The 16622-nt window shown below is 68.0% G+C and carries 22 protein-coding genes; 10 read left to right on the forward strand and 12 right to left on the reverse strand.

The features are described 5' to 3' along the window. Positions 1 to 83: 83 nt before the first annotated feature. The 3 genes from HQ312_RS10080 to HQ312_RS10090 form a co-directional block, all read right to left on the reverse strand. Entirely contained in the window at positions 84 to 725 is a 642-nt protein-coding gene (locus tag HQ312_RS10080; protein ID WP_222638490.1) for a luciferase family protein, read from the reverse strand. 92 nt (positions 726 to 817) lie between these two features. Continuing rightward, positions 818 to 1516: an aquaporin gene (locus HQ312_RS10085; RefSeq protein ID WP_037185699.1), complete on the reverse strand. Its 699-nt coding sequence runs from the start codon at positions 1514 to 1516 to the stop codon at positions 818 to 820. Between the two features lie 217 nt (positions 1517 to 1733). Next, positions 1734 to 2153, reverse strand: coding sequence for an Asp23/Gls24 family envelope stress response protein (locus HQ312_RS10090; protein WP_222638491.1), 420 nt, complete (start codon positions 2151 to 2153; stop codon positions 1734 to 1736). Between the two features lie 234 nt (positions 2154 to 2387). Between HQ312_RS10090 and HQ312_RS10095 the strand changes: the two genes are divergently transcribed. Together HQ312_RS10095 and HQ312_RS10100 are read left to right on the forward strand one after the other, a co-directional pair. Beyond that, positions 2388 to 3062 (forward strand): RNA polymerase sigma factor, encoded by a 675-nt coding sequence (locus HQ312_RS10095; protein WP_231476307.1) that lies wholly within the window; start codon positions 2388 to 2390, stop codon positions 3060 to 3062. Continuing rightward, positions 3053 to 3586, forward strand: a complete 534-nt coding sequence (locus tag HQ312_RS10100) for a hypothetical protein (protein ID WP_222638492.1) — start codon at positions 3053 to 3055, stop codon at positions 3584 to 3586. The genes HQ312_RS10095 and HQ312_RS10100 overlap by 10 nt, the downstream gene beginning before the upstream one ends. Here HQ312_RS10100 and HQ312_RS10105 read toward each other — a convergent pair. Further along, positions 3570 to 4427, reverse strand: coding sequence for a cyclopropane mycolic acid synthase family methyltransferase (locus tag HQ312_RS10105; protein WP_222638493.1), 858 nt, complete (start codon positions 4425 to 4427; stop codon positions 3570 to 3572). The genes HQ312_RS10100 and HQ312_RS10105 overlap by 17 nt on opposite strands. Before the next feature lie 197 nt (positions 4428 to 4624). Between HQ312_RS10105 and HQ312_RS10110 the strand changes: the two genes are divergently transcribed. Both HQ312_RS10110 and HQ312_RS10115 read left to right on the forward strand, forming a co-directional pair. Then, entirely contained in the window at positions 4625 to 4855 is a 231-nt protein-coding gene (locus tag HQ312_RS10110; RefSeq protein ID WP_222629984.1) for an acyl carrier protein, read from the forward strand. A 30-nt stretch (positions 4856 to 4885) separates the two neighbouring features. Continuing rightward, on the forward strand, positions 4886 to 6097 hold the full coding sequence (locus HQ312_RS10115; protein WP_222638494.1) for an alcohol dehydrogenase catalytic domain-containing protein: 1212 nt from the start codon (positions 4886 to 4888) through the stop codon (positions 6095 to 6097). A 69-nt stretch (positions 6098 to 6166) separates the two neighbouring features. Here HQ312_RS10115 and HQ312_RS10120 read toward each other — a convergent pair whose 3' ends face one another. From HQ312_RS10120 to HQ312_RS10135, 4 genes are all read right to left on the reverse strand, one after another. Continuing rightward, positions 6167 to 6571, reverse strand: a complete 405-nt coding sequence (locus HQ312_RS10120; RefSeq protein ID WP_027505583.1) for a four-helix bundle copper-binding protein — start codon at positions 6569 to 6571, stop codon at positions 6167 to 6169. Positions 6572 to 6651: 80 nt separating this feature from the next. Then, a complete protein-coding gene (locus HQ312_RS10125; RefSeq protein WP_222638495.1) occupies positions 6652 to 7584 on the reverse strand; it encodes a TIGR01777 family oxidoreductase in 933 nt (310 codons plus the stop codon). Then, positions 7581 to 8252 (reverse strand): TetR family transcriptional regulator, encoded by a 672-nt coding sequence (locus HQ312_RS10130; RefSeq protein WP_222638496.1) that lies wholly within the window; start codon positions 8250 to 8252, stop codon positions 7581 to 7583. Before HQ312_RS10130 ends, HQ312_RS10125 begins: the two co-directional genes overlap by 4 nt. A 106-nt stretch (positions 8253 to 8358) precedes the next feature. Further along, positions 8359 to 8514, reverse strand: a complete 156-nt coding sequence (locus HQ312_RS10135; protein ID WP_222638497.1) for a hypothetical protein — start codon at positions 8512 to 8514, stop codon at positions 8359 to 8361. 123 nt (positions 8515 to 8637) lie between these two features. On the opposite strand from HQ312_RS10135, the gene HQ312_RS10140 reads away from it, so the two are divergent. From HQ312_RS10140 to HQ312_RS10160, 5 genes are read left to right on the forward strand one after another with little or no spacing between them, the layout of a single operon-like run. Next, the gene (locus tag HQ312_RS10140; RefSeq protein ID WP_056448660.1) at positions 8638 to 8865 is read left to right on the forward strand and encodes a hypothetical protein; all 228 of its coding nucleotides are present in this window, start codon (positions 8638 to 8640) and stop codon (positions 8863 to 8865) included. Then, positions 8862 to 9782 carry an ABC transporter ATP-binding protein gene (locus HQ312_RS10145; protein WP_222638498.1) on the forward strand — a complete coding sequence of 307 codons (921 nt, stop codon included), beginning with the start codon at positions 8862 to 8864 and terminating at the stop codon, positions 9780 to 9782. The genes HQ312_RS10140 and HQ312_RS10145 overlap by 4 nt, the downstream gene beginning before the upstream one ends. Continuing rightward, on the forward strand, positions 9779 to 10564 hold the full coding sequence (locus tag HQ312_RS10150; protein WP_222638499.1) for an ABC transporter permease: 786 nt from the start codon (positions 9779 to 9781) through the stop codon (positions 10562 to 10564). The genes HQ312_RS10145 and HQ312_RS10150 overlap by 4 nt, the downstream gene beginning before the upstream one ends. Positions 10565 to 10604: 40 nt before the next feature. After that, on the forward strand, positions 10605 to 11744 hold the full coding sequence (locus HQ312_RS10155; RefSeq protein ID WP_222638500.1) for a sensor histidine kinase: 1140 nt from the start codon (positions 10605 to 10607) through the stop codon (positions 11742 to 11744). Next, positions 11741 to 12346 (forward strand): response regulator transcription factor, encoded by a 606-nt coding sequence (locus HQ312_RS10160; protein ID WP_027505579.1) that lies wholly within the window; start codon positions 11741 to 11743, stop codon positions 12344 to 12346. The genes HQ312_RS10155 and HQ312_RS10160 overlap by 4 nt, the downstream gene beginning before the upstream one ends. A gap of 6 nt (positions 12347 to 12352) precedes the next feature. Here HQ312_RS10160 and HQ312_RS10165 read toward each other — a convergent pair whose 3' ends face one another. Together HQ312_RS10165 and HQ312_RS10170 are read right to left on the reverse strand one after the other, a co-directional pair. Next, the gene (locus HQ312_RS10165; RefSeq protein ID WP_027505578.1) at positions 12353 to 12715 is read right to left on the reverse strand and encodes a metalloregulator ArsR/SmtB family transcription factor; all 363 of its coding nucleotides are present in this window, start codon (positions 12713 to 12715) and stop codon (positions 12353 to 12355) included. A 14-nt stretch (positions 12716 to 12729) separates the two neighbouring features. After that, on the reverse strand, positions 12730 to 13992 hold the full coding sequence (locus HQ312_RS10170; RefSeq protein WP_222638501.1) for an MFS transporter: 1263 nt from the start codon (positions 13990 to 13992) through the stop codon (positions 12730 to 12732). Between the two features lie 69 nt (positions 13993 to 14061). Between HQ312_RS10170 and HQ312_RS10175 the strand changes: the two genes are divergently transcribed. After that, complete coding sequence (locus tag HQ312_RS10175) at positions 14062 to 14265, forward strand: zinc-ribbon domain-containing protein (RefSeq protein WP_027505576.1); 204 nt, start codon at positions 14062 to 14064, stop codon at positions 14263 to 14265. A gap of 1 nt (position 14266) precedes the next feature. Here HQ312_RS10175 and HQ312_RS10180 read toward each other — a convergent pair whose 3' ends face one another. After that, positions 14267 to 15451 carry a phytanoyl-CoA dioxygenase family protein gene (locus HQ312_RS10180; protein ID WP_222638502.1) on the reverse strand — a complete coding sequence of 395 codons (1185 nt, stop codon included), beginning with the start codon at positions 15449 to 15451 and terminating at the stop codon, positions 14267 to 14269. Between the two features lie 117 nt (positions 15452 to 15568). Further along, entirely contained in the window at positions 15569 to 16585 is a 1017-nt protein-coding gene (locus tag HQ312_RS10185) for a LacI family DNA-binding transcriptional regulator (RefSeq protein ID WP_027505574.1), read from the reverse strand. Between the last annotated feature and the right edge of the window lie 37 nt (positions 16586 to 16622).

Genomic DNA, 16622 nt, shown 5'->3' on the forward strand with positions numbered 1-16622 from the left:
CTCAGACTAGGTGCGCGTGCCACCGACGAGCGCCGGTGTCGTCGAAGTCTGGACACTGCACGGCCCGTGACCCCGGGAACCGATCACGTTCCAGCAGAGACGATCGCCCGGTCCACGATGCGCCGCAGCTGCTGCTGCTCTGCCTCGTTCCGAGGTGCGTAGAGGTAGAGATAGCTGTCCGGCAGCCCCACGAGGGAACGTCCGGCCAGCGGATGCCGCTCTCCCCAGCCACGCGAGACGATCTCGGCGACGTCCCGCGGATCGGCGACCACGTGCATCGACCCCTGCGCGTCGTGCACGTGGGCGATCTCTCCGCGAGCACGCCGAGCGGCGGCGCTGCGCGGGTTATCGACGTGGAGCGCGTCGCCTCGACGTTCCAGATGGCTACGCGCGCTGTGGCATCCGTCGGTGGAGCTCAGGATCGTCAGGTGATCCTGCAACGACCGGACACTGACGGGATCGCCGTCGGACACCACCTGCCGGTGCGGGATCGGGAACGGTGCCATGACGGGTCGACTGCCGCGGTCCGGCAACTCGAGCGCACCGACGGCGGCCCGGATATCGTTGTCGCGCAGTCGAATGGTCTCTCGACAGAGGGGGCGTAGAGCGGTCATGACCACCCAGCCGACCGGATTGTCGGGGAGCCCGCCCGGCCCGATCGCGCGCCAGCGTCGATAGTCGTCCAGGATCGCGCGCAGACCTGGCGTACGACGAACCGTGTTCATGACCCACCCCCATGTGCGACGGCCCCCACGACCGACCGTCGCATCATGCCCCGGGTGCACCCGGCGAGCAACGGGCTCGTCGCACACGAGAGTCAGTGCGCGGCGACCGCCTCGGCGGGCCGCACGGCCTTGTAGGCGAGTGCACCGACCACACCACCGATCAACGGGAAGACCAGGAACACCCACAGTTGCGAGAGTGCGCTTCCGCCGGCGATCAGCGCAGGCCCGATGGAGCGCGCCGGGTTGACCGACGTCGAGTCGACCCCGATGGCGAGCAGATGCACGAACGCGAGCGTCAGTCCGATCGGAACCCCGGCTGCCGCAACGGAATGCGGCCCTGTCACGCCGAGTACGACCAGCACGAGAACTGCCGTTGCCACGATCTCCACGATCGCGACGGCGAGAAGCGAGTAGTTTCCTGCCGAGGCGTCGCCGTATCCGTTGGCGCCGAGACCGTCGACCGTTCGGTCGTATCCGGGTCGACCCGTCGCCATGGCGTAGACCACCAGGGCGCCGACGAGTCCGCCGATCACCTGTGCGGCGGCGTATCCGGCGGCGCGGGCGGCCGTCATGCGGCCGGTGACGAGGAACGCGAGCGTGACCGCCGGGTTGATGTGGCAACCGGACACGGGTCCGAGCACGAACACCATCGCGAGCAGTGTCAGGCCGAAGGCGAGCGCGATTCCGGTGGTGCCGACGTCGTCGCCCGCCAGGACGGCGGTGCCCACACCTCCGATCACGAGAACGGCGGTGCCGATGGCCTCGGCGATGTAGACGGTGAACTTGGTCATCGTCGTCCTCCTCGTCGGGTGCGGCGCTCGTCGATCTTGCGCTTGGCGTAGCCCCACGTCACGCGGCCCAGGCCCTCGAAGAGTCGGCTGGACAGGCTCCGACGGGCGCTCATGCGCGCACCTCGTCGGTGCATTTCTCGATCGTGGTCATCATGGTTCCCTTCTTCGACCGGCCCGCGGAGCGCGAGTCGGTGCGTGTGGTCGGACGAGACTGTGGTCAGGCGGCCGTGCGGTGGCCACCGACCTGCACGTCGTGCACGACGACGTCGACACGGCTGCAGGTGAGTCCGGTCAGTGCCGTCACCGCACTGGAGACGTTGCGGCGGACGTCCGCTGCGACGTCGGCGATGGATATTCCGTAGTCCGCCACCAGATCGAGCGAGACGACTGCGGTGCGGTCGTCCACCTCGACCGACACCCCCTGTGTGTGCCTCGCCCCGTCGACGCCCACTGCGGACCGGAGTGCGTCCAGCGCACGAGAACCGGCCGGTTCCAGGGCGTGGAGGCCCGGTACCTCTCGTGCGGCGATGCCGGCGACGGTGGCGACCACGGCGTCCGCGACGACTGTGCGGCCGCGATCTCTGCGGTCGGTTCGGTCGTCACTGTGGTCGACGGTCGATGCGACGGACGTCCTCACGGCGTTTCCTGTCGCAGTCTGCGGGGCGTTCACTTCAGGTCCTCTCTCTGGACTGTGACGGCTCGTCACAGTCATTGAGTCGGGTCCTCACCACGAAAACGCACGTCGGAAATCAAGTGATGCGCATCACATCGGTTTGCGCGTGATCCTGCGCGGGAACCGTCATGTCGGGGAAAGTAGTTGCTTCATCAATCTTCGGGGTGGGTCACTCCGACGGCGGTTCGGGGGGGAACAGTGCTCAGTCGTCCGTCGATCGCGCCCGATCCCGGTAGTCCCGACGTGGCCGGTGATGTCAGCCTCCCGTCCATCGCAGCACCGTCGGCGGACCGCGACACGTCCACTCGTCCGACGTTCGCCGCCGACCACCGCGAGCTCGGCGATCGCGCCCTCGCCGCCGCCGCGGGCATGGGCGACCGACGCGCGTTCGAGGAGATCGTGCGCCGACTCGGACCGGACATGCTTCGCTACGCAACCCACCTCCTGTCCGACCGAGGCGCTGCCGAGGACATCGTCCAGGACGCGTTGGTCGACGCCTGGCGCGGACTGCGCCACTTCCGTTCCGACTCGTCGCTGCGCACCTGGTTGTTCAGCGTCGTCTCCCACAAGGTGACGGATCATCGGCGGCGCCGCAGCATCGCGCCCGTCGAGGACTGGGTGTTCGAGAGGCCGAGCCAGGACCCGAGGGACGACCCGTCGCGCACCGTGTCCGACGCCGACTTCCTGTCCGCGTTGGACGATGCCCTCGCTGAGCTACCGTATCGCCAGCGGGCCTGCTGGTTGCTCCGTGAGGTCGAGGGCATGAAGCACACCGAGATCGGCACGGTCATGGCCCTCTCCCCCGGTGCCGTCCGCGGCCACCTCACGCGTGCACGCGCCACACTCGAGACACGATTGGAGACGTGGAGATGACGTCGGGTCAGCCTGATTCGACACCGCCGCAGACGGATTCGACGCTCCGTCGAGCCGCGAGCGTGCTGCGCGACGCGCCCGTCCACGGGTGGGTGGACATCAGTGCCGCCGCCCTCTCACGCGTGCGAGCCGTCGGGGTCCGGACGTGGCCCCTCGACGCCCGCTACCCCGACGAGGGCGTCGTCGAGGGCGTCGTCGAGGGAGTGGACGTCGGCGCGGACACCCTTCGGGTCAGTGACGTCGTCGTACGTATCGCCGTCCGCAGCGCCGTCGCCGAGGTGGCGGGCACAGAGCCCTCCGACATCTCGCTCTACACCGAGGGTCACCGGTGCACGGGCGGTCTGGTGACGGTGATCGCCGCCTACGGCACGGATCTCCAGGAGGCCGGCGATCTCGTCGCGAGCCGGGCAGCTGCCGCTCTGACGGATGTCCTCGGACTTCCCTACAGCGCCGACGACATCGGCGTCGTGATCGCGGAGATCGACGCCCCCGACCAGGCGACGGCGTCTACTTCACCATCGTGAACTGGCGGACGTCGATCAGCTCACGCCGGAAGAAGTCGGCGCAGCCGGGCAGGTACCGCATGTAGGTCTGGTACATCGCCTCGCCGGCGATGGCGACGGCTTCGTCCTTCCTCTCCTCCAGCGCGGCCGACCACAGATCGAGCGTTCGAGCGTAGTGCTGTTGCAGCGATTGGACCTTCTCCACGCGGAAGCCGGCTCGCTCGCCCTTCTCGATCACCACCTGCGGGATCGGGAGCTCGCCGCCGGGAAAGATCTCGCGGCCGATGAAGTCGGCGAAGTCCATGTCCGCCCGCGTCACGCGCGACTTCTGCCGGAACATGTCGCGGCCGAGTTGCACGATGGTGTGCAGCATCATCCGGCCGTCCCCGGGCAGGATCGAGTAAGCGCGGGCGAAGAAGTCGTCGTAGCGGGGGGAGGTGAAGTGCTCGAAGGCGCCGATGCTGACGATGCGATCGACCGGCTCGTCGAACTCCTCCCACCCCTGCAGCCGCACCTCGGTGGTGCGTCCCGTGTCGAGCCCGTTCAGCATCGCCGACACGTGCTCGTACTGGTTCCTGCTCAGGGTCAGACCGACGACGTTCACGTCGTACTTCTCCACCGCTCGCCGAAGCGTCGCGCCCCACCCGCAGCCGACGTCGAGCAGACGCATGCCTGGACGGAGGTCGCACTTGGACAGCGACAGGTCGATCTTCGCGAGCTGCGCTTCCTCGAGTGTCATGTCCTTGCGCTCGAAGTACGCACAGCTGTAGGTCTGCGTCGGATCGAGGAAGAGCCTGAAGAACTCGTCCGAGAGGTCGTAGTGAGCTTGGACGTCGTCGTAGAACGGCTGAAGATCGGACACTGAGTTCCTCCACGGGTCACCGGACAACCGAGCCCCACCCGACGGTGGTGCTGCGGCGCCCGTGTTCCCGCGATCGTCGCGTCGAAACACGCCGTCAGATCCTCGATCAGGGAGTTTCGGTCGGTCCGACCGCGGTACCCGTGCCCGACCGCGTCACCGAACACCGGAGGTGACCGAAACGGATGAAGGAGACGACGATGCCTGCAGGACAGACCGGATTCGACGACGTGACGTTCGACCTCGTGTCGGTGCAGTACCACGCCCTCAAGGCCGGACACGACTACGGACAGTACGTCCGCGATGCACGCAACGCGGGTCGCGACGACATCGCCGAGTTCTTCGAGAACGTCATGGCCGAGGACACGCAGCGCGCACACCGGTGCCACGAGTTCCTCGCCCAGCTGACGAGCTCGACCAGCGGCAGCTGACGCGCCGACACGCACGACGAGAGGACACGTATGAAGGCAGTGGTGTGGCACGGAACCGGCGACATCCGACTCGACGACGTCGACGATCCGGTCCTGCAGAATCCGACCGACGCGATCGTGCGCGTCACCGCGAGCGCGATCTGCGGCACCGATCTGCACATGGTGCGCGGAACGATGCCAGGAATGAAACCGGGCACCGTCCTGGGGCACGAAGCCGTCGGCGTGGTGGAAGAGCTGGGCTCGGCGGTCCGCGGCTTCTCCGTGGGAGACCGCGTAGTGGTCTGTTCCACGATGTCGTGCGGGTGGTGCTCCTACTGCCGGGCCGGCTACACCGCGCAGTGCGACAACGCGAACCCCGGCGGTCCGCTCGCGGGGACGAGCTTCTTCGGCGGTCCGGAGGCCACGGGCTCGATCGACGGTCTCCAGGCGGAGCGGGTGCGCGTCCCCTGGGCGCCGAACACGCTGGTGCGGGTACCGGACGGAGTGAGCGACGATCAGGCCATCCTGGTCTCGGACATCTATCCGACGGCGTGGTTCGGTGCCGAACTCGCCAAGGTGCGTAACGGCGACACCGTGGTGGTGTTCGGCGCCGGCGTGGTGGGACAGTTCGCAGCGGCATCGGCGAAGCAACAGGGCGCGGGACGAGTGATGGTCGTCGACGGCATCGCCTCCCGACTCGAGGCGGCCCGGCGACAGAATGCCGAGACGATCGACTTCAACGCAGAGGATCCCGTCGAGGCCGTTCTCGATCTCACCGGAGGGATCGGCGCCGACCGGGTGATCGACGCCGTCGGTGTCGATGCGCAGACACCGTCGAGCGGTCCCGCCGCGGATGAGGCCGGACAGCAGCGCGAGACGTTCGCGAGCGAAGTGCAGCAAGCTGCACCGGATGCTGCGCCGAACGGCGACCTGTGGAGGCCGGGTGACGGTCCCAGCCAGGCGCTGCGGTGGGCCGTCCAGGCCGTGGCCAAGGCCGGCACCATCGGCATCCTCGGTGTGTATCCCCCCACCTTCGACGGCTTTCCCATCGGCACCGTCCTGAATCGCAACCTCACCGTGCAGGCCGGGAACTGCAACCACCGCCGCTACGTGCCGATGCTGCTCGACCGTGTCGCGAGCGGGTCGTTCGATCCGTTGAACTTCATCACGCAGACCGAGACACCGGTCACGGCCGTCGATGCCTACGAAAGTTTCGACCGTCGGGAGGAGGGCTGGCTCAAAACTGTTCTTGCAGTGAGCTGATCGACGGTGACTCGATCGACACCGCGTCCGCCGCACCCGCCGTACGTGCGAGTGCGGCGGACGCCGTCCTCACATCGGTGTGCCCGGCGCGGCCAGCAGGTCGCGGCACGCCCGCGCGCATCGCCGACATGCGTCCGCACACGCGGCGCAGTGCTCGTGCATCCCCGCATGCCGGGCGCACTCGTCGGCACAGTCGTCGCACGCGGACGCACAGGCGATCAGCGCGGCGCGTGCCGTCTCGGACCGGGCACCGCTCCGCGTGATGATCCGGGCGGTCGCGGCACACAGGTCGGCGCAGTCCTGATCGAGTCGAATGCACGACCTGAGTCGCGCGACGGAATCCTCGGCGAGGCAGGCGTCGGCACAGACGGTGCACGCCGTCGAACAGTCGAGACACGCCTCCACACAGGCCGCCACCAGTGCACGATCACCATCGAGGGGATGGGTGGCCAGTAGGTCCGTCACGGTCGTCATCGCTGCTCCTTCGTCGCACGGATCGCGTCGGTGTCGGCTACCCGCGGACCGTCGGCGGAAACGGCGCGTACGACGTCGCGTCAGCCCAGGGTGACCGGCAGCAGACCGCGGGACGTGTGGCGAGCGATCTGCTCCAACGCCGGACCGAGGCGCGGATACTCGAACTCGAAATCACTGCGCCGCAACACCTCGGGATCCACCCACCGACTCTTCAGGACCAGTTCCGGTTCGGTGCGGATGACAGCGGCGCCGGCGTGCAGCAACCATGCGGGGGTCGCGACACCTCGTGACCGTCCCAGGTGACGTCGGACCTCGCGCATCATGGTGGCGTTGTCCACGGCGAACGGTGTCGCGAGGTTCACCGGTCCCGCGATGTCCTCGCGCGCGTACAGATGGTCGATGGACCGGAGCACGTCCGCGACGTGGATCCAGCTGAACATCTGTGTGCCGTCACCCATCCGGCCGCCGAGTCCGAGCCGCGCCAGATCGATGAGGGGGTTGACGGCGCCGCCACCGGCACCCAGGACGATCGCCATGCGCAGAGCGATCTTGCGGACGCCGGTGGGCGCGTCGAACAGTTCGCGCTCCCACGCGCGGGCCACCTCGACGGAGAAACCCGTCCCCACGTCCCCGTCCCGCTCCGTCATCGGCCGGTCACGAGCATCGCGGTAGATGGTTCCGGTGCTGGCGTTGAACCACACGTCCGGAGCGCGGTCCACACGCGAGAGGGCCTGGCCCAGTGCGGCCGTCGTCTCCACCCGCGAGGAGAAGATGACGTCGGCGGTACTCTTGGTGTAGCGGCAGCTCACCGAACGGCCCGCCAGATTGATCACCATGTCGGCTCCGTCGAGGACACGGGTCAACCGGTCACGGTCCGACCACGACGCGTCGTTGACGGCGCCGCGGCCCACGGATCTCACGTCGATTCCCCGGTCCCGATACGCCCTCGCGAGGTACTGCCCGATGTATCCCGTCGCTCCACAGATCACGACGGTCCGTACGTCTCTCGTCATCGCCCGCTTCCCTTCTCGGATGTCATGGTGTCCACCAGCCCGACGATGTCGCCGAGCAGTCCTCGCGCGACCGGCAGTCGGGACAGGCTGATCGTCTTCGTGACGACGGGAACGAGACCGTCGACGAGCGCGCGGGTGCGGCGTTGGTCGTCGGATCCGTCCGTGACCCAGTGCAGGGTCACACCCAGGTACGCGACCCACAGCAACGTGGGGAGACGACTCTCCAGCGATGCCGGTCCGCGCTGCTTGGACTTCTGCAGAGTCAGTCGCATGAGGTCCACGGCCATGTCTCGCGCGGCGGACGATTCGGGCGAGAAGGGACTGGAGGTCGACTGCAGGGGAAGCGCCGACTGGAGGAACGAGCCGCCGAAGCTTCGGTAAGGGTGCATCACGTCGAGACCGGCGTGCAGCACCGCCGAGAGGTTGTCCGCCAGCGAGGCGCCGTCACGGAGCAGGGGTATCGCGCGCGTCCGATGCTCGCGTTGGACGACGAGATACAGCTCGTGGACCAACTCGTCCTTGCCGGCGAAGTAGTAGTAGGAATTGCCCAGCGAGACGCCCGCCTCGGTCGCGATGCGCCGCATCGTGGTCGCCTGGAACCCGTCCTCACGGAAGAGTCGAAGCGCCACCTCCACCAACCGCTCCCGCGTCGCCGTGTCTCGCACCATTGTCGGACTCCCGTCTTGAACGTGTTCAACAACGACCGTAGCGAAGTTGAACACGTTCAACAAGTGCCACCATGAACTCGCGACGAGAATCGAGGCGAGGGTGCGATCAGGAGATACGGCGACGGCGAACCGCCGTCACGACCACGCTGACGACGAGGATCAGACCGAGAAACTGGAGTCCCGGTGAATCGTCGGCGCCGCCGAGAACGATCGCCGCCAGACCGAGCACCCCGAGCAGCGCGACGACGAACCATCCGTTCATGGTCGACACGCTACTCGGCCGTCCGGTTCATGACGTTTGTCATCGCTCGACCGTGACGGTGTCATCTCGACCGATGCGTCCTGGCACTGCCGGTCCTGCCGCACGATCCGAAGAATTGTTCTCATGAAGCAACCAGACGAAGGAAACCTCTTCACCGACCTCATGGAGATCGGACCCGCGCCGACCCCGGCCCGCGAACTGGTGGTGGCCGTCATCTCGGTGGCCCTCATCGCGGTGCTGATCGCGATCGTCGGAGTCTCGGTGCCGACCGTGGCAGCGGCTGCCGTCGTCGCCGCGTTCCTCGCCGTCCGCGTCGCCGTCGGGCGTCGGCACTGGGGGCGAGCGTCATGACCGTCATCGAGGTGTCGGGAATGACCCGCCGCTACGGCTCCGGCAAGACAGCGTACGACGCGGTCCGCAACCTCGACCTCGACATCGCGGAGGGCGAACTGTTCGGACTGCTCGGCACCAACGGCGCCGGCAAGACGTCGACTCTGGAAGTCATCCAGGGTCTGTCGCGTCCCAGCGAGGGCACGGTCCGCATCCTGGGACTCGACCCCGTCGCGGATCGGAGAAAGGTCCGGCCCGCCCTGGGCATCATGCTGCAGAAGGGTGGACTACCGCAGGACCTGACCGCGGCCGAGAGCCTGCGGATGTGGGCCGGCACGTGCAGCGATCCACTGCCTGTCGACGACGTCCTGGCGCGCGTCGATCTCGAAGCCCGTGCGGACACCCGAGTGAAGTTCCTGTCGGGCGGCGAGCAGCGTCGTCTCGATCTCGCCTGCGCGATCATCAGCCGACCGCGAGTCCTGTTCCTGGACGAACCGACCACCGGACTCGATCCCGAGAGTCGGCGCAACACGTGGCAGCTCATTCAGGAGCTCAAGAACTCCGGGGTGACCATCATGCTCACCACGCACTATCTCGACGAGGCGGAATCGCTGTGCGATCGGTTGGCGATCATGCACCGCGGCAGCGTCGTTCGCAGCGGAACGGTCGACGACGTGGTCGCCGGTCACCCGGCGCGCATCGAGCTGAAGGACCCGCGGACCGCACTGCCGCAACTCGCGGGAGCCGACGTCGACCGGAAGGGCGACACGGTGTCGATCACGACGAACTCGGTACAGGAGACGCTGACCGAGTTGCTCGTGTGGGCCCGCGACAGCGGCGTCACCCTGCACGGTCTCGACGCGCGAGCCGCGTCTCTCGAGACCGTGTTCCTCTCCATCGCAGACACATTCGACGACCCCGAGGTGATCACGGCATGAGTACGATGACCGCACTGTCCCGAGCGGAATTCACGCTCCTCGGACGCAACCGCGTCCTTCTCTTCAACGCTCTGGTCATGCCCCTCGTCCTGCCGATCGTCCTTCTGGTCCTCGCGGGTCGAGACGGTGGGCTCACCGACGCCGGCGTGTCGGCCGCGCTGGAGATCTTCGCCCTGTTCCTGCTGGTGTTCCTGGTCTACTACAACCTCCTGTCGGTCTACGCGACGCGTCGAGACGAGTTGGTGCTGAAACGTCTCCGCACCGGGGAGAGCACGGACGCACAGATCCTTCTCGGACCCGCGGTACCGTCGTTCCTCCTGACCCTCCTCCTCGGAGTGATCGTCGGCGTGGTCGTGGTGGTCCTCGGCGGCGGCACTCCCGTCAACGTCCTGCTCATCGCGGCGGCACTGGTCGGTGGTGCGGCGCTCTTCGCCGCACTGGCCCTCATCACGTCCGCCTTCACCCGCAACGCGGAAGCAGCACAGATCACCAGCCTGCCCGTCATCCTGCTGGCGATGCTCGGATCGTCACTCCTGCGCGACGTGGTACCCGAGTCCCTCGCCGACGTGGTGGCTCTGACACCGATGGCCGCGGTCAGCGATCTCCTGAACCTCGGGTGGTTCGGCACCACCTCGGTGGGTGATGCCGCCGGTGGCGCCGACTCGGTGGGCTTCGCGTCGACGTTCGCGGAGGCTGGTCAGCCGGCTCTCGTCATGCTCGCCTGGATCGCGGGCAGCATCCTGATCGCCCGGACCCACTTCCGCTGGGAACCGCGCTCCTGACGTCCCGCCACCGACCGTCCGATCTGCAAGGCTGGAGACCATGAGACTGCGCGATCATCTCGACCCGACACTCGGCTGGCGGGGCAGCAGCGACGTCGAGAAGGTCCGCACCTACACCCGGCAGTCCTTCCAGTTGATCGTCGTCGCGGTCGCGGTGGCCTCGATGGCGGCCTCGGCGCAGGCGGGTGACGCGATCTCCACCGCCGCCGCGCTGGTGTGCGTGGTGTCTGTACTCGTTGTCCTGCACCGTATTCCCGCACTCGGTGGCGCTTCGAGTGCGGACGTCCGGGCACCGTTGTGCGTACAGATCGCAGCGGCCGCCGTGCTCGTCGTGGTGGGCGCCGCACCGAACCTCCTGTGGGTCGCCATCCTGGTGACGACACCGATCGCGGCACTGGTGGACCTGCGCTGGTCTCTCGGCGCCGCGGTGGTCGCCCCGGTGGTCGCCGCCGCATCGGGCTCGACCGCCCTCGAGATCACACTCCTGGCCTTCTGCATCGTCGCCATGGCCACAACGGTGCGCCTGTCGATGTGGTTGCTGCGCATCGTCACCGAGCTGGCCACCACCCGCGACGCCGCCGCCGCCCTGTCGGTCGCCGAGGAACGACTGCGCTTCTCCCGGGACCTGCACGACGTCGTCGGTCGAGCGCTGTCCGCCATCGCGGTCAAGAGCGAGCTCGCCGCCGCGCTGGCTCGGCGAGGAGACGACCGAGCTGCCGCGCAGATGGACGAGGTACGTGTGCTCGCCCGGGAGTCGATGACCGACGCTCGGGAGCTGGTGCGCGGCTACCGTTCCGTCGACGTCGCGGCGGAACTCCGCGGCGCCCAGTCCCTGTTGTCCGCCGCCGGTATCCGGACCGAGCTGACGGGGACGGTCGCCGACATCCCCGGCGCAGTAGCCGAACAGGCTGCGTGGGTGGTGCGGGAAGGCGTCACGAACATCCTGCGCCACTCGCGTGCCACCTACTGCCGTATCGAGTTCGGTGACGACCGGCTCCGCATCGTCAACGACCGGCCGACGTCGCCGGAACGTGCGGGCGACGGCACCGGTCTCGCCGGTCTCCGTGAGCGTCTGGCTGCGGTCGGAGGTTCCCTCACCGTCGAGGCCGGAGCCGACACCTTCACCCTCGCTGTCGAATTCGCACCGACGACGACATCCCCCACGAAGGGCACACCATGATTCGGGTACTGCTGGCAGACGACGAGAACCTCATTCGGGTGGCCCTGGGCACGATGCTCGATCTGGAGGACGACATCGAGGTCGTGGGACATGCGGACTCGGGCGAGGCGGCGGTGACCGAGGCCGCGCGGACCACCCCCGACGTCGCGGTGCTCGACCTGCAGCTCGGCGGGATCGACGGTATCGAGACGGCCCAACGCATCGCCGCGCTGCTTCCCGACTGCCGGTCGATCATCGTCACCAGCCACGGCCGGCCCGGATACCTCAAGAAGGCGCTCTCTGCCGGCGTCGGCGGATTCCTCCCGAAGACCACGTCCGCGGCGACCCTCGCCGAGGTGGTGCGCACGGTGGTGAGCGGCGGACGCTACGTCGATCCGAGCCTGGCGGCCGAGGCCATCGGCGCGGGCGATTCGCCGCTGACACCGCGCGAGTCGGACGTGCTCGAATTCGCCGCGGACGGAGCCACGATCGCCGAGATCGCCCAGCGCGCACATCTCTCACCGGGAACGGCACGCAACTATCTCTCGGCCGCCGCGGCCAAACTGGGCGCCGCCAATCGCCACGAGGCATGCGCGATCGCCCGGCGCCACGGGTGGATCTAGACCCGATCAGTGATGCGGAGGCTCGCCGGTCACGGTGTGGTCGGCGAAGTTGAGACCCTCTCGCACCAGCCGGGCCAGGTGGCCGTCGGCGAGTCGGTAGATGACGTTGCGGCCGCTGCGTTCGGTCTCGACCATGCCGACGAAGCGCAGCTTCGCCAGATGCTGACTCACCGCGGTGCGGGACGCGCCGGTCTCCTCCGTGAGTGCCGTGACGTCGGCTGGGCCGTGGCTCAGCGTCCAGAGCAGGTGCAGCCGAGTGGGATCGGACAGCATGCGGAACGTGTCGCCGGCGGCCTCGAGACGCGCGCGGTCCGGGCGGTCGGCGTGGTCGAGACTCGCGTGAGCCCGCTTCTCGTCCGATGCCGTCATATCGCCGCTTCCGTCTACTCGGTCGGTGGCGCGCCCACCGTCGATGCCGGAGTCCAGAGCCGACCGGCACCCAGCGCGGCAAGTGTAGCGAGGACGGCGATGATCGACGCGGCGACGACCTGACTCACCTCGGCGCCCACCCAGCCCGCCACCGGATAGGTGAGCAGGAAGCACGCATGAGACAGCGAGAACTGCGCCGTGAAGAGCTCGTCCCGGTCACCGTCGTCGGATTCTCGGGTGATCACGCGAGCAGACGGGGTGGAGATCATCGACGTTCCAGCGCCCACCACGGCCCAGACGACGGCGAGTGACGCCCAGCCCGCGGCACCACTCGGACGGAGGGCGGCGAGCGCGACAGCACCCGTCGTCCCGAGAGAGACGACCACACCACCGGCGAGCATCAGCCGACGGTCGTCGACGACTGTGAGAATGCGGGGAACTGCGAACGCCACCATCATCGACCCGCCGCCGAAGACGCCGAGAGCCACGGCCAGGGCGCTGGCCGGCCCACCCACGATGTCGCGCACGTAGACGACGCTGTTGACGATCACCAACGCCGTTCCGGCCGCGACGACGAGGTTCAGTGCGAGCAGCCCCCGGAGCGCCGGACGAGTGCCGAAGCGGCGCACTCCGGCCACGAGTCGGTCACCGAACGACCGAGACCCGTCCGGAGCGGACCGGGGCTCTCTGTCCGGAATTCGGGTGTTCACCACGAGGACGGCCGACAGCGCGAAACCTACTGCTGTGCCGACGAACAGCGAGTGATACGACACGACGGTGAGCAGCGCCGCGGCGAGCATCGGACTCACCAGCGACTCGAGGTCGTAGGCGAGCCGGGACAGCGAGAGCGCGCGGGTGTACTGATCGTCGCGGGAGATCACCGCGGGAACGACGGCCTGGAAGGTCGGCGTGAAGGTGGCCGAGGCCGCCTGCAGGACGAACACGAGGACGTACACCTGCCACACCTGCGTCACGAACGGCAGCAGTACCGCGATCAGGAGCCGTACGACGTCTGCGGACACCAGCACGGTCGTGCGTGGCAGACGGCCGGTGAGCACGGACATGACCGGAGCCACCCCGACGTAGGCGACCATCTTGACGGCCAGCGCCGTGCCGAGGACAGCGCCGGCGGAACTACCGGCGATGTCGTAGGCCAGAAGTCCCAGCGCCACGGTGAGCAGACCGGTGCCGACCAGTGCCACCACCTGTGCGGTGAAGAGCCTGCGAAACGCCGGGACCGCGAGAACGGACTCGGATCGAATCTGCAGAACGGCCATGCCGACGACCATACCCATGTGTGCGCACGTGCGCACACATGGGTGTTCGGTGGCCTCTAGGCTGGTCCGATGTTCTTCCTCTTCGGATACGGCACGAAACGGTCCTCGCTCGGTGCCGGCAGCACCCGGACGTGCCCCCGCTGCCACAACACCACTCAGTGGGAGCGGATGCGGCAGTACACGCAGCTCAGCGTCTTCTTCATCCCCGTCGCACGCTGGAAGCGGCGCGTGCTCGAGGTGTGCGGAATCTGCGGGACCGCGACCGAGGTGTGAGTCACGCCCGGTGGCGAGCGAACAGATCCGCGGCGGCGGCGTCGAACTCGGCGGCGTCGAGCCCGCTCGCCAGCGCGCGCCGCACCAGTTCGGCGTGCGTCTCCCCCGCCAGACCGCTGATCGGCTGGTCGAGGTCGAGGTTCGACGGGAACGCGTAGCCCTCGGCCGACGCCGCGATCACGTTGGCGACGTCCCGCTCACGACCCTCCGCCGCCCAGTCCACCAGCGTCGGATACAGGGCGGACACGATCGTCTGCCGGTCGACGCTGTCGAGCGCGCGGCCGAACGGCGAGGAGATCTGCAGCAGGTTCGCCATCCTGAAGATGTCGGTCGAGGTGTTGTGCCCTGCCGCGTGGAACAGCGCCGGATTGAAGAACACGGCGTCGCCCTCCCGAAGCGGAAGCTGAACGTGGTTGTCGGCGAAGTACTCCCGGAACTCGGGGAGGTTGAAGGCGATGTAGCCGGCCTCGAACTTCTGTGAGTGCGGCAGATACATCGTCGGGCCGCTCTCGATCGGCATGTCGCAGTGCGCCACCGCTCCCTGCAGTGTCAGCGCCGGTGACAGGCGGTGGATGTGCGCCCGGAACGCCGCGGCCGTGTCGGTCGACATGAACCCGAGGTGGTAGTCACGATGCGGATTCTGGGCGGCGCCACCGGGATTGACGACGTTGATGGCGGACGTGACCTGATACATCGGCCCGAGCCACGCCTCCGCCACCAGCGCCAGGAGGTCGTTGGCGTAGTACCGAGCGAACTGCTCGGGCTCGGCGACCGCCAACTTCTGCAGGGCCGACCAGATGCGATCGTTCGCTCCCGGCTTCGCGAAGTGGTCACCGTTGCTCACACCGCTCTCGCGCTGGCCACGAATGACGTCCCGGTACGTGCGGGTGGTCTCCGCGACCGCGTGGTCGGCCGTGAAGGCACCGCGGAACACCACGATGCCGGGGCCGTTCAGGAGTGCATTCGCCAGTTCGTCCTGGATGTCGGCGCGCACCTGGTCGTCGGTCGCCCGCCGCGCGAGCTCCGGTCCGTCGTACACGAGCACGTTCTGCACCACGTCGGACGCGTGGGGGTGGTCGGCGAGCTGGGTGCTCTCGGACACCAGTGCCCGGAACTCCTCGATGTCGCAGTCGGCCGCGCGGAGGCGATCCGCGCGGTGCGAGTGGCTGCTGATGTTGCTGGTCATACCTGCTCCTCGGTCCCGATGGCCGTTGTCGTCATGGTCGAGCCTGCCGGGCGCGGACACCTCGAGACAAGGCTTCGAACCCTCAGTTTCCCCTCGAGGCGGGACCCGCTCGCGCGATCAGGGCATGTTGAACGGGGTGACGATGCGGATGGGCGACGAGGATCCGCGGACCGCGGTCGAGGCATCACGCGCGTGCAGCACCATCCGACACGCACGCTGGGCGTCCGCGCGCATGTCGTGCTCGAGCACCGCGCTGATCTGTCGGCGATACAGCAGGTCCCGGTTGTCCGCATCGAGGTCGTGCGCGACGAACACCCGGCAGGGTCGATCCAGCGTCCGGAAGGCCCGCACGATGGCCGAGTTCCCGCCGCCACACGAGTAGACGGCGGAGATGGTGGGGTGCCGATCGAGGGCGTCGAGAACCAGCGATTCCACGCGATCGTCGAGCCCGTCGTTCTCCGCGATCTCGACGACCGTCCGCACAGGTCCGGGTAGTCGTCGCAGCGCGGTGCGAAAGCCCATCTCCCGCTCCTCCTCGCCGTGGAACGCGTTGCTGCTCAGCGTGATCAGGACGTCACCCGGGTGATCGGCCATCATCGTGGTGATCAGATAGGCGGCCGTCTCCCCCGCTGCACGATTGTCCATTCCCACGTACCCGGACCGTCGGCTCCCCGGAATGTCGGTCACGTAGGTCACCACGGGAATCCCGGCGGCCACGAGGCGATCGACCGCGGCGGCGACGTCCGGTACGGCAGGCGCCTTCAGAATGACGCCCTGAGATCCGCTGCCCGACAGCCTGTTCAGCCGCGCGACCACCGCCTCGGCGGTGGCGCTCTCCTGCAGATGAAACCGTGCGCGCACCGTGGCGGGTTCGAGACTCGGCAGTTCGGCCTCGACCGCACGCTTGAAGGTCTTCGAGAAACGGTCGGGCGCAGACATGACGACGTCGAGCATGTACTTGCGTCCACTGAACCGCAGTTGTTCTCGTTGGCCGTCGAGATCGGCGATCGCCCGCGCCACCATCTCCCGTGTCGACGGGCGGACACCGGGGCGATCGTTGAGCACACGGTCGACCGTGGCCTCGCTCAACTCCGCTTGTTGCGCGATCTCTCTGACCCGGTAACGATGCGCCACTGCTGCTCCTGAGGTGACGACGGCACTGCGCCGCGCG

Source organism: Rhodococcus sp. BP-316 (assembly GCF_019836105.1).
Lineage (GTDB): Bacteria > Actinomycetota > Actinomycetes > Mycobacteriales > Mycobacteriaceae > Rhodococcoides.